This window comes from Gardnerella sp. C0684A1 (assembly GCF_055326835.1).
Window position 1 is genome coordinate 183,612 of sequence record NZ_JBLTSX010000002.1, and the last position, 13,954, is coordinate 197,565.

6 protein-coding genes and 3 tRNA genes are annotated in these 13,954 nt (G+C 41.6%); 1 reads left to right on the forward strand and 8 read right to left on the reverse strand.

Features of this window, described 5'->3' with window-relative positions; all coding sequences use genetic code 11:
* Positions 1-318: 318 nt before the first annotated feature.
* The 3 genes from pulA to trmB all read right to left on the reverse strand — a co-directional run bounded on the left by pulA (position 319) and on the right by trmB (position 7,521).
* Positions 319-6,210, reverse strand: coding sequence for a type I pullulanase (gene pulA, locus ACNEUN_RS02520; RefSeq protein WP_463630605.1), 5,892 nt, complete (start codon positions 6,208-6,210; stop codon positions 319-321).
* Between the two features lie 313 nt (positions 6,211-6,523).
* Positions 6,524-6,595, reverse strand: a tRNA-Glu gene (locus ACNEUN_RS02525).
* Between the two features lie 104 nt (positions 6,596-6,699).
* The gene (gene trmB, locus ACNEUN_RS02530) at positions 6,700-7,521 is read right to left on the reverse strand and encodes a tRNA (guanosine(46)-N7)-methyltransferase TrmB (protein ID WP_463630808.1); all 822 of its coding nucleotides are present in this window, start codon (positions 7,519-7,521) and stop codon (positions 6,700-6,702) included.
* 224 nt (positions 7,522-7,745) lie between these two features.
* On the opposite strand from trmB, the gene galE reads away from it, so the two are divergent.
* Positions 7,746-8,756, forward strand: coding sequence for a UDP-glucose 4-epimerase GalE (gene galE, locus ACNEUN_RS02535; protein WP_427876454.1), 1,011 nt, complete (start codon positions 7,746-7,748; stop codon positions 8,754-8,756).
* A 72-nt stretch (positions 8,757-8,828) separates the two neighbouring features.
* Here galE and ACNEUN_RS02540 read toward each other — a convergent pair.
* The 5 genes from ACNEUN_RS02540 to nrdG all read right to left on the reverse strand — a co-directional run bounded on the left by ACNEUN_RS02540 (position 8,829) and on the right by nrdG (position 13,919).
* Positions 8,829-8,901, reverse strand: a tRNA-Phe gene (locus tag ACNEUN_RS02540).
* Between the two features lie 42 nt (positions 8,902-8,943).
* A tRNA-Asp gene (locus ACNEUN_RS02545) sits at positions 8,944-9,017 on the reverse strand.
* 101 nt (positions 9,018-9,118) lie between these two features.
* Positions 9,119-11,191, reverse strand: a complete 2,073-nt coding sequence (locus ACNEUN_RS02550; RefSeq protein ID WP_463630607.1) for an ABC transporter ATP-binding protein — start codon at positions 11,189-11,191, stop codon at positions 9,119-9,121.
* The gene (locus tag ACNEUN_RS02555) at positions 11,192-13,096 is read right to left on the reverse strand and encodes an ABC transporter ATP-binding protein (protein ID WP_463630609.1); all 1,905 of its coding nucleotides are present in this window, start codon (positions 13,094-13,096) and stop codon (positions 11,192-11,194) included.
* A 115-nt stretch (positions 13,097-13,211) separates the two neighbouring features.
* Positions 13,212-13,919, reverse strand: coding sequence for an anaerobic ribonucleoside-triphosphate reductase activating protein (gene nrdG / locus ACNEUN_RS02560; protein WP_463630611.1), 708 nt, complete (start codon positions 13,917-13,919; stop codon positions 13,212-13,214).
* Positions 13,920-13,954: the final 35 nt, after the last annotated feature.

The window sequence follows — 13,954 nt, forward strand, 5'->3', positions numbered from 1 at the left end:
TGAGATCCTTTTATCTCCATTGCTGCGCATTGTATACTAATTGGCTTTCAGCCAGCGATATTCCCTGACCTACGCAGCCCGGGCGAGAACACCAACGAGCTACTCTACCATTTAATTTACAAAAACACGCCTTTTATTAAAGCAGGAGATATTAAGGAAAGTTATATCCTGTTATACACTTTCGAAATGTATGTACAACAGAATATAACTTTCACTCAAACGCTACTAACGTAACTTACGCAACTAATTAATCAACTCTTGTGCATAATTACTTAAAGATAATTACTTAAAAATAATCTACGCACATATTTTGGTCGATTATTTTTTAGTAAACGCAGCAAACTTAGCAAACGCAGAACACGCAATTGCAGCAGCAGCCAATATTAAGAAAGTAATTGCAGCAAAAGCAATATTAATACCAGTATTACTTAATACTTTCTTTTTATTAGCAACTGCATTATTTACTACTGTTATTTCGGTCCAAGCAACTTGATTGCCTTTCTCGTCAACCAAAACAACCGTATGCTTTCCTGAGTATCCAGCTGGGAACTGAGCGTCGAATTGAGGCTTGCCATTCACCATGCGGACAGTCACAAACTTTGAACCATCAGCACCCTTAAGCAGGCGTGGAGACGAGTAAATGTACGCGTATGCATAAACTACTCCATCACGTTGCAAACGCTCGGTGAACTCGCTGTTTACAACATTAATTCTCACACTGTTAACAACACCTGCAGTTGCAACGTTATTGTTACCAATGCTAAGAGTTCCCTTTAGTTCTGGGTTAAGCTGCTGGACTGTTTGTGGAGCAGCAGGCACAGGAGTGGATTCTGCTGGCTTTGCTGGCGCAGACTGCTCGGACTTAGCCGGTGCAGGTTGTTCGGACTTAGCCGGCGCAGACTGCTCAGACTGGGCTGGCGCAGGCTGTTCGGACTTAGCCGGTGCAGACTGTTCGGACTTAGCCGGCTCAGTCTGTTCGGACTTAGCCGGTGCAGACTGTTCAGCTTGAGTTTCAGTCTTAGACTGATCCGGCTTAGACTGATCTGGCTTAGACTGATCTGGCTTAGATGGAGTTTCATGCTCAGATGGCTGAGGCTGAGGAGCAGGTGCCGGAGACGGTGTTGGTGCAGGCGTTACCGGACCAGGAGCAGGTGGCTGAGGTGTAGGATTCACAGGACCAGGCTGAGGATTCACAGGACCAGGTTGTGGTTCAGGATGTGGACCAGGCGCCGGCGATGGCTCAGGCGCTGGAGACACAGAACCATTAACTAGTTCGCTTACGTCAGCAGGATGCAATTTATATTCAGCGACTTTTTCAAGATCAATAGAATTCTCATCCTTCTTTTCAGCATCCTTCACAAGCACAGCAGTCGAAAGAGCAGCAACCTTATAATTTCCATTACCATCTACAGTGATTTCAGGAACATTAGATTCGTTAGCCTTTCCATCGGCAATGCGCACGCGATACTTTCCTTTGCCAATATTTACGTCAGTAGCATTGTCATTAGCATTGAAAATAAACACATACGTTTTATCTTTGGCATCAACACTAAACGCATTAATGCCATCGCTGCTCTTAATCCAATGCATATTCTTATTAACATCAGAATATTCGGAATCGCGTAAAGCTGGAATCTCGTTTCTTAACTTTACCAATGCCTTGAAGTACTCAACAGCATCTTCATTCGTTTTAACTAGATTCCACTTAACAGAATTGTCACCATCGCCAGCATTGTAGCTATTCTTATTGCCGTTCTTGCTTCGTAAGAATTCCTGACCAAGCTCAAAGAATGGCATACCATGAGCAAACATTACAAGCGAATTAGCAAGCTTTACTCGCTTCTTAATATTCTGATCTGTTTCATGAGTCAAAGATTTCTTCAACTTATCGTAAAGATTAAGATTGTCGTGAGCTTCAACATATTGCACAGTCTGACCTGCATTCGCATAATGTCTATCAGTGCAACTTGAGTTTCCAGGCTGGCAACCGTAAAGATTTTGCATTACCAGATTGTCACTGCCTCTATTTCCAGACACGAATCCAGCAACACCATCATCTCCCTGGCCTTTTACAGCATCACGGAAGGAATCGTTAAAGAACGCAACGCCATTATTGTCTGCAAGCTTATACGCATTAGGCTGAATAGTGCGGTTTCCATAAGGCAATTGACTCATATTCCAGCCTTCGCCAAGAATAATCGAGTTCGGGTCAATTGTATGAACAGCTTCACGCACTTCCTTAATGGTTTCAAGGTCAATCAATCCCATCAAATCAAATCGGAAGCCGTCAATACCGTACTCATTAGCCCAATACTTTACGGAGTCAACAATATACTTTCGCATCATTTTGCGCTCAGAAGCAGTATCGTTTCCGCAACCAGATCCATTAGTCAAGCTGCCGTCATCGTTATAACGGAAGTAGTAGCCCGGCACAGTTTGACCAAAAGCGTTCTTTTGCGCGTTATAAACATGGTTATAAACAACATCCATAATCACGCGCAAGCCAGCCTTATGCAAACCGTCAACCATTTGCTTTAGTTCCGTAATACGCGTAGCAGGATTTGCTGAATCAGACGCATACGAGCCTTCTGGAACGTTGTAATTGATTGGATCGTAGCCCCAGTTTTGAGCACCTGACTTGCCGTAACTCAAATCTCCTGCTTCGTTCACAGAACCAAAATCATACATTGGCATGATTTGCACGTGAGTGATGCCGAGAGACTTCAAATAATCCAAACCAGTTGGCTTGCCGCCATGAGTTGTGTCAGATTGTATTACGCCAAGATACTTTCCGCGCTTTGCAACATCTACGCCAGAACTTTCATGAATTGAGAAGTCGCGAATATTCATTTCTGCAATAGTCGCATCAGTTGGACGCTTACCAAACGATTCCATGCGAGTTACAGGATTACCAGTATCTTTACCGAATACAACGGATCTCATTCCGTTTCTCACGGCAGCTTTTGCATAAGGGTCTGGAGAATTATTAACAACACCATCTGCAAAATGAACCTTGTACGTGTAAGCAGTACCAGCTTTTGCATCGCCTGTAGTAATAGTCCACACACTATTATTGCTTTCAAGATTCATATCTTGTGTTTTAGCTTCTGGAGCATTCTCATCATCAGACTGATAAGTTACCAACTCCACTTTTGTAGCAGTTGGTGCCCAAAGCTTGAAAGTTGTAGAACCATCTTTTGCAACAGCACCCAAGTCGTCGCCAGCATAAGCGTATTTCTTATCGAACTCATCAGTGCGAACAATCTTAGATCCTTTAGCCGTTGAAACAGACACTGTTTTAGGCATTCCACCAACACCATTAATGTTGATTTCATACATTTTCTTAAGATCTAATTCGTTTTTTGCAGTGATTACGATCTTATTATCTACAACAGCAACTTGCGAGATTTCTACTGCCTTATGTTGATCTTTCTTTGAATCTGTAACATCAGTTACAGTAACATCACTCTTCTTCACTTCTGAAGGGTCACCGCTAACATTTACAGTAAATTCCTTTAAAGACGTAATATCAGCATTAATAGCATTAGCCTTCGTGTTGATTACGTTTGGACTTAAGTAAACTCTACTATCGCCCTGCATAAGCCAGATTTCAGCGTTGCCAGTTTTACCATCTGGGCTTAAAGTGATTGCCTTTGCAGGAATCGCACGATCGCCTTCACCAGGATCTTTAGCAACCCAATCGTTGCCTTTCATAGAATAGCGCACAATAAACTTCGGATCCTTCACACCGTTATTATCTGTAAACGTATATTCTGCAATCTTTCCGAAATCATCATGAGCCGTAAAATCTCTCTTTACGCCTTCTTGCTTACCATACCAAGTCCAAAGATTCCAACCAGCGTAATCCTTGTTTGTTCTGCGGTAGTGAACAGTAACATTTAAGGTTTTGAGGTTATTAAGATTGTTAGCAACTTCAGATGGCGGTTCAGCAAAAGTATTCGAATTTCCTCCGTAAACCCAAGCTTCACCAACACCACCTTCTATTTGCGAGATATAACGATTTCCGCCGTCCTTCTTATTATCATTCCAACCATTTGATATGTCTTCAACAATAATAAATCCGACTTTTCCACTCTCGTAAGTGCCTTCAGTCTCAACTGTGTAAGTCTTACCAAAAGCATCTTTACCATTGAACGCATGCCAAGCGCCATCTATTTCCTTACCTTGAGCATTTTTAAGACCCCAGATATAGACGCCCATATTGCGATTGTCATTGGCTTGTTGCTTATAGTGAATAACAATCTTCGTCTTTAATGCAGAAGGTTTTGAAGATTCAACCTTGCAAGGAACATCAGAAACATCAGCATTCCCGACAAGATTTTCGTTTACTACATAATTCTTTGCGCCAGCAGGAATAGTGAAATCGCCATCATTCTGGCCATTTACGTGATACCAATCTCTGCTACCATCACTCTTTGCAATGCCATTATTAAATACAGCTTTAAATCCACCACGATTAACAATAGTCTTTGCAAACCACTCGCCACAAACTTTGCGCATTGGCAATCCGGGAACTGCAGTCCAATTATCACCACTTATTTGATAATGAATATTTACAGAACTTGGATTACCTGCTTTACCTTTAGCATTGAAATATACAGTTGTTGACTTGTCTTGAACATCGTCAACATTGTATTTTGGATCAGATTTATCACGCGCTGGACCAGTTTTACTAGCAGTATCTTCTTTAGCAGCAATATGCAAAGCAATTGCAGAATAAGGAGCAACAGTTGCAGCAACCTTGCCATCTGTAACTTTAACAGTCTTAGAGCAGTCACCTACAGCATAAACGTTGCAGTACTCACCATTTGGCAAATCAGTCTTATAAAAAACTCTCTTTGCGTTTGGCGTATTGTTTATTGCTAAGAAGCCCTTCTTTTCGCGACTAAAAGCAATGTTATTATTGTCACTCTCCTGCCAATTGGTGACTTTCGCACCTTGTACAGCATTGTAGAATCCAACCATTCCACGAATCGAAGTCCAACGCTGAGTGCACTGCCAACCAGTTTTTGGCGAACAATCTACATCTGGAACAGACGTATCGGTCGCATTAGGCGCACCATCATCCTTATGACCATTCTCAAACCTGTACCCCGAGTAAATGTTTGGGTTTCCATACGGATAGCCAAGCATAAACGCATTTGCAAGCTCGTAGCGAGGACCATCCTTATAAGTAAGCGTGCGCACGAAACTCTCGCGAGGAGTATCCCAATTAGTAACAAAAATCGAAGCTTTATCGCTTGGAACAAGACCATCAGTAATATTCTTTAGATTCGAAATTGAACCATAAAAATCGTTCTTTAATTTGTACGAATATTGGAATTCGTTAACTTCGCCTTCGCCTAAATGTTTTTTAGGCTGGATTTCTGGAGCTTCAGAAAGATCACCAATCGTCTCCTGCATCCACCAAATCTTGTCAGGAGTAGTATTTGCTTGCTTTGCAGCTTCAGCTTTAATAGCAGCCATATCTTTTGGAGAAATATGCTTTACGGCATCCACACGGAAACCGACAACACCCATCTTCAGTAGATTAGCGAAATATCCGCCTAACACTTGCTGAACATGCGGCTTAGAAGTATCCAAATCAAGCAAGCCTACAAGCCTGTGAGTCCAAACGTCTTCAGCATTCGTGTAATCTTTAATATTTTCAGTACTCTGATGGAAATCATCCTTTTTGTATCCAGCATCTTCAAAAGTCTGCGAAGCAACATCATACTTACTTCCACCAACACCGACTTTATCTTTATTATCAGCGCCAGCCATGTGATTAATCACAGCATCAGCAATAATTCCAACACCTGCAACTTTGCAAGTGGCAATCATATCTTTAAACTCAGCTTCAGTGCCAAGCTTAGAATCAAGCTTATAGCTCACAGGCTGATAAGAAGTCCACCACGCTTTACCTTTAATATGATCCTGAGAAGGCGAAATTTGCACATACTTCACACCCTCAGGGCCATAAGTTGTTTTGCACTCTTGAGCAATACTCTTCCAATTTTGCTGGAATGCAGTAACAATAACGCCCTTACTTTTAAGAGTTACATTCGAAGAAGTTTCTTTGCTATTGGTAGACCCCCCGGCAGTATTTTCGGCGTTTGCACTACCCGCAACAGCAAAACCAGTTACAAGCATTGCAACAGACGCAACAATAGAAACAATCTTAGATGCAAGATGTCTATGACGAGCCATCAGTATCCTTTCCTCCATTGGCACCAACACTCTTCTTCATTGGTTATGTCGGCAGTATGTATGCACGTTAATAAGACTGCTACTACAATGTTCTCAGTCATTATCCATCAGACCATCATTGAGCCTGAAACTTGTAATTAAATCAAATATATTGTCACCAAATACGACTTAATCAACAAATTATGCATTATCTGCAAAGAGAGAGTATAACACTTTTTTCGTATACCCCAAAGCGGTATAAATAATGCGTGTCGCATAACGCAAGAAATAAAAAATAAAAAACGCCGCATAGAAAACTAAGCGGCGAAATTTGTACCCCCTAAGAGAGTCGAACTCTTGTTGTCAGATTGAAAGTCTGGTGTCCTAACCGTTAGACGAAGGGGGCTTCGAACCAAACCATATAATCTTAACACTACTAAACTTACAGCACAACTTGCGCGTGTCGTAATATTCAAAAGATAAATAGATTATAAAAGAATGTAAAGTCAGTTACCTAGAAACATAAGTAAAATCGTGAATAAACCTACCTGCATCAATTCCCTTACGCTCAAAATTCGTTAAAACCCTACCATCAAACCTATGCGACTCCAAAAACTCGGCATGCGGCAAAACAGCAGCATCTTCAGCATTACCTTTACCAACATGCTCAGTAGGCAAACTCACGCACAAATCTCCAACATTAACAAAATCGTTTCTAGAATCCATAATCTCATGAACATGCAAAGCGTAATCTTCAATATCAGTTGCGATTCTCCACGCTCCACCATCAACAAGAGCGTGATTAACTGAATCTGCAAGAGCTTTCTGCACAATTCTGCGCTTATGATGACGCATTTTAGGCCAAGGATCAGGGAAGAAAGTCCAAACTTCAGAAACAACTTTAGAATCACATGCAGCCAAAAAATCAGGCGCATTAACCTGTGCTATACGAATATTATGCAAATTCTGTTTTCCAGCTAAAAGCATAGTGTGTGCAACACCTGGATCATAAACTTCCAGCGCAAGAAAATTAGTATCAGGATTAGCAGCCGCAGCAGCAACAATATTTTCACCCTGACCTGAACCAATCTCAACTATAAGAGGATTATTATTGCCCCAATTTTTAAAAATCCACTCAGAATCAATGCGCAAACCTGGCATACAGCGCAAAGAACCATCTTTATCAGAAATATTTAATAAATATTGACTAGAATAACGTTCCTTAGCTCGCTCTAAACGAGCGTCAAGACGAGCAGACCTTCTAACAAAAGATAAAATTACCCTATTTGCGCTATTACCAACTTCAGACTCGTTAACTTCCAACTCGTTCATTTCAGAATCACTCACTTTAACCTGCTACACACTTTTATTAAATATTTTAATTTTATTAAATACTCCAACTCATCGTATGCTATCAAATGAACGCAACTTAACAGCAGCAGTCAAATAATACACACTTCACAAACGAATTTGAAAGATTATCACTTCAGTTCGTAGAGTTATAATTTTTACCGTAAATCCATGAATTATAAAAATCCATAAAAGAAAGGCCAAGAATGACTGTTCTTGTCACTGGCGGATGCGGCTACATTGGAGCACACGTAGTTCACGCATTGCACGAAGCTAAGCAAAACGTCGTCGTAGTAGACGATTTAAGCTACGGAAAACCTACGAGAATCGAAAATGCTCGACTTTATGGCATGGATATCTCCTCACCAGATGCAGGAAAACGACTTGCGCAAATAATGAAAGATGAGCATGTTGACTCAGTAATACACTTTGCTGCTAGAAAACAAGTCGGAGAGTCCGTAGAAAAGCCACTTTGGTACTATCAGCAAAATATCAACGGCATGCTGAATGTACTTGAAGGAATGCGCGAAAGCGACGTTAAAAAGCTCGTATTTTCATCTTCCGCTGCAACTTACGGAATTCCTCCTGTTGAAGTAGTTCCAGAAGATGTAGTTCCAATGCTTCCAATCAATCCTTACGGCCAAACTAAACTTTTTGGAGAATGGATGGCGCGAGCATGCGAACACACTTACGGAATTCGCTTCTGCGCATTACGTTACTTTAACGTTGCAGGTTGCGGACCGGTTGAATTGGAAGATCCTGCTATTTTAAACTTGATTCCAATGCTTCTTGAGCGTTTGCAACGCGGAAAAGCTCCTGCTATTTTTGGTGACGACTACCCTACACCTGACGGCACATGCATCCGCGATTATATTCACGTTTCTGATTTAGCAGATGCGCACATAGCAGCTCTTACGTACTTAGATCGCGACGAACGCAAATACGATGCTTTTAATGTTGGAACTGGCAAAGGCACTTCAGTACGCGAAATCGTCGATGAAGTTCGAGAAGTTACTGGCTTGCCGTTTAAGGAAACTGTATTAGATCGTAGAGCTGGAGACCCTCCACAACTTATTGGTAGCACAAAGCGAATCAATGAGGAAATGGGCTGGCATGCTCGCTACGATGTGAAGGATATTGTTAAATCCGCATGGGCTGCTTGGCAGGCAAATCCTGAACATCATATTGATGTTGATTCATGGAAGCAGCTTGACTAGCTTACTTGACTAGCTTATAAAATAAAGAAACGCGCGACAAAAACTGCCGCGCGTTTTTTGTTTATTTACTTGTGGCTCCGAGCGGGATCGATCCGCTGACCTAGCGATTTTCAGTCGCTCGCTCTACCAACTGAGCTACAGAGCCATGATGAATAAAAAACCCGGCGAACCGGGCCTTTACTAATCGCGACCCCGGCCGGACTTGAACCGGTGACCTCCGCCGTGACAGGGCGGCGCTCTAACCAACTGAGCTACGGGGCCGTGGCGCGTTCTCTTGAACGGCCGAGTCACTATCTTACAGAATCCTCGCCAAAAAGCAAGTGCCGGGCGTGTCCGGCGTGTTGCCGCACAAAATCAAGCCATTATTCAAGCTCAGCAGCTCCAGTGCAAAGCTGATAATACTCGCCACGTTTTGCCAATAATTCCTCATGCGATCCACGTTCAATAATCTGGCCATGATCAAGCACCATAATCACATCTGCATTACGAACAGTAGACAGCCTATGCGCAATTACAAACACCGTGCGCCCTTCCATCAACGAATCCATACCATGCTGCACTAAAGCCTCAGTGTGCGTATCAATTGACGAAGTCGCCTCATCCAAAATTAAAACAGGAGGATTTTCTACAGCAGCACGCGCAATTGCAATAAGCTGTTTCTGGCCTTGAGAAAGCCCCTCTCCAGCGTTATTAAGCTGCGTCTGATATGCATCAGGAAGATTAGAAATAAACGCGTGAGCATGAGCCAATTTTGCAGCTTCTATACACTCCTCATCGCTAGCATCAAGACGACCGTAACGGATATTATCCATAATGCTTCCTGTGAATAAATTAACATCCTGCAAAACAATTCCTATAGCATGACGCAAATCAGTTTTTTGAATATCTCTCACATCAATGCCATCATACAAAATTTGACCGTCGTTAATATCGTAAAAACGCGTTAGCAGATTTGCAATAGTAGTTTTGCCAGCTCCCGTAGCACCAACAAGCGCAACTTTTTGCCCAGGTTTCGCAAACCACGTAATATCATGCAAAACAGGTTTTTTATCATCGTAACCAAACACAACATCCGTAAAACGTACGTCTCCACGAAGCAGAGTATATCGTCCGTCTTTAGAAGTACGAGCATCCCTTTTAGCGTGACAAACAACTTCCTGCGCCATCTCACTTAATTTTTGCGCGCGCACAACTGCCTTAGTGCCGTTATCTTCTTCCTCACGCTTCCACGCCCAATAAACATTATCTTCTTCAACTTTTTCATCAACTTCTTCAACTACTTCGAAGTTGGAATTAGAAGCAATTTCAATATAATTTTTATTTACACGCACTTTCACTAAACGTACAGTACCGGCATCAATTTCAGGTTCTTCGTCAAGAAGCGAGAAAATTCGAGACGCTCCAGCAATAGCCATCATAAGCGAATTCATTTGCATCGTAATTTCGCCAATAGGGCTTATAAAAGCGCGAGAAAGAGTTAGCAAAGATATAAGCATACCAAGCGTTAAAGTGCCAGATCCTGCAAGTCCTAAGGTAGGGAAACCTGCCGAAGCAGCCCATGCTCCAAGTAGCGCAATTAATACGTAAAGTAAGTAGCTTGCATTGCTTATTACAGGCATTACGTTATTCGCATAAGAATTTGCGCTTGCTGAAATTTTTTGTACTTTTTCTACGCAATCATCTAATTTTTCAATCGTAGCTGCTTCATGATTAAAAATTTTAATAACTTTGCTTCCAGTTGCAGATTCTTCAACAAACTTATTCAACTCACCTAAGGCGCTCTGAAATTGTTCAAAAAGATATCCTGAACGTTTAAGCATAAATTTTACTAAATAAAGAAGCACTGCAGTAAACACAGCGACGAAAGCTGCTACAGGAAGCGAAATCCACATAATAGACACAAACGCAGCAATAATAGACATTAGAGACGCAAAAGAATCAGGAAACGCCCACGAAATAGCTTCGCGCAAAACTTCCGTATCGTTCGTATAGCGACTCATAATATCGCCGTAACCCTGAGTATCTAAGTATTTAAGCGAAAGTTTTTGCTGCTTCTTAAACATAGAATCTCTTAAATCGCGCATAACACTTTCAGAAATATTTGCTACAAGTCTGCTCCACAACCAGCAGCAAAATATTCCAATCACATACACGCTTGCCATAAGAATTATCATGCGCACAAGCGGCATCCAATCTGGATTTTGTTTGCCAACAAGTGGCAGAATATACGCATCAACTAACGATTGCAAGAACATTGCACATGCAGCCTGAACAACAGAACTTACAATAATTGCAGATACGATCACAAAAACTTTTGCACGATAAACAAATACGCAAGAAAATAGACGCTTAAGTACTTTCCAATTTATTGCGTACTTTTTTGTTTCTTCTACTGAAGATTTAGAAGAAGACTGATTTATTTTATTGCTACTCATTTATTCAGCTCCTTCTTCCGCAACTTCCGATATTTCCGGAACTTCCGCAACTTCCGTACTATTTTCTGTTTTAGATACGCTACTTTTTTCTTGAGAAATAGCCATATTTCTGTAAATTTCACAAGATTTAATTAACTCATCGTGGGTGCCTTTTGCAACAACGCAGCCATTTTTAAGAACAACAATAATATCCGCATGCTCAATTGAAGAGACACGCTGAGCCACAATAATTTGCGTAGAATCAGGCATAAACTTTTTTAAACCCTCGCGAATCTTACGATCTGTTTTCATATCAACCGCACTCATTGAATCGTCGAGGATTAAAATTTTCGGTTTCCTTAAAAGCGCGCGAGCAATACACAAACGTTGTCGCTGTCCACCAGAAACATTCTTACCACCCTGCTCAATATGCGTATTATAACCATCTGGAAACTCATTAATAAAATCGTCCGCGCAAGCAATTTTGCAAGCCGCACGCAAATCATTATCACTGGCATCTGCACTACCCCAGCGAAGATTTTCTGCAATTGTGCCACTAAACAGAATATTTTTTTGTAAAACAACTCCTACTTCTTCGCGCAATTTTGCAGAATCGTAATCACAAATATTCGCACCACCTACAAAAAGCGTACCGGAAGTTACATCGTAAAGTCTTGCAATAAGCTGCACAAGACTTGATTTTCCAGAACCAGTTGCACCCACAATTCCAACAGTTGCACCCGACGGAATCGATATATTTATATCGTTTAAAATTTCCTGATCTGTTGTAGTAGATTTATTCTCATCATCTGTTTTCGCATAGCGCAACGAAACATGCTCAAAACGAACAGAAGAGTCAGAAAGCTTAGTAAGAGGTTTATCTGAAATTTTCTCAGTATTTTTAGATTGCAACACATTCGCAATACGATGCACTGAAGCACGTGCAGTTACTGCCATAACAAAAACTGCAACCAAATTCGCGAGCGCAAATAAAATTTGCAAAGCGTACACAACAAGCGCTGCAAGATCTCCAGTAGTTAAACCAAACGCAGGATTATTTCCAGAAGCCACTATCTCGTGTGAAGCCATCCAAGCGATAAGCAACATACCCGTATAAAAACACAAGTTAAACAGCGGAATACTGAAATTTAATACATACTCTGCTCTAAGAAAATGCGCATAAATTTTACGCGAGATACGCATAAAACGACTGTTTTCATAATCTTCTCGTACATAAGATTTTACAACACGCATATTATGCAAATTTTCACCCACATGGTTATTCATTTCATCAACCATGCGGTAAATTCGCATAAAAGCAGGAGCCACAATAGCGGCTCCGACAGCACCAATAACAGCCACAGTCGGAACAAACGCAAGAAATACCCAAGAAATTGCTGGGCTAATTGAAAAAGTAAACCACCATGCGGCCGCAATAATCACAACGCTACGAACGCCAGAACGAATAATCAGTTGGTAAGCAAACTGCACATTCGAAACATCACTCGTCATACGAGTCACAATCGTACCTGTAGAAAATTTATCTAAATCAGAAAAACTTAAAGCTTGCAGACGCGAAAAAATATTATGTCGCAAATTCCTTCCAAAACCTGCGCTAGAATGTGCGCAACAAATTCCCGAAATAACGCCAGCAATCATAGAAAATGCTGCAAAAAGAAGAAGCTGCAAACCGTAATACAAAACGGCACTGTCCGATTTACGCATAATTCCAAAATCAATAAGATTTGACATTACGGAAGGAATTATAATTTGCATAGCCGCTTCAAAAATAATAGCAGCAGACGTAATTGCGCCAAGCAAACGGTAACGTTTTAGGGAAACGGAAAGTGTACGAATCGCATGAGGAGCACGATCGGCGCGGTTTCTTGATTGCTTCGACGATTTCTGCGTAGACTTCTTTGCCATGCTTCCCCTACTCTAATTTGATATTTCTACGCTCAATAATATCACTTTCGAATATATGTTCCGCAAGATTAATAACGCATAACGCGCACGCAAGTACGCTACGTTTCATAAATTACTAAGACGCGTCGCCTTCGCCTTGTGCACGGTCTTTTCCGTAAATAGACGGAATAAAACGCTCCTGATCATGAAGCTTTTCCCATATCACAGGAGGATTTTGCGGATTTTCCAAAGATTTCGGAACGTCAATAATTCGCTGATTACTAGAGCCGCGGAATTGCAAAAGCGAATCGTGCAAATTCTTCATATAACGGCCATCAACAAGAATATCAATATAACGCAGAAGCTCAAGCTTATCGGGTGTCTCCCCTTTGCGCATAAGCTCTTCCCAAGTGTATCCAGTCCAACTCCAAATATCTTTAGTATGACCAAATTCGCTTCTAATACGCTTGCAAAGAGGCAGTAAAATGCCAGTATTTAGCAGCGGCTCACCGCCAAGCAAGGTTAATCCTTGCACATAAGGCTGTGACAAATCTTCCATAATTTGATCTTCAAGCTTTTGCGTATAAGGGTGGCCAGCGCGAAAATCCCAAATCGACTCGTTATAGCACTCAACGCAATGGAACGGACAGCCGGAAACGTAAAGCGAGCAGCGAATACCCTCTCCGTCTGTCATCAAAAAACGCTTGTAATCGGCGACCATCCCCTGGCTCATGCGCTCACTAGACCACTGGCCTGCGCGAGGATTATTGGAAAGAGAGGTAGGAATCCACGGCCCACGGTTCACGTCTGCAGGCGCAAAATCGTGTAAAGTAATGCGAGCCATATCCCACCCCCTTCAAAATTAAATAAGCAACTTAA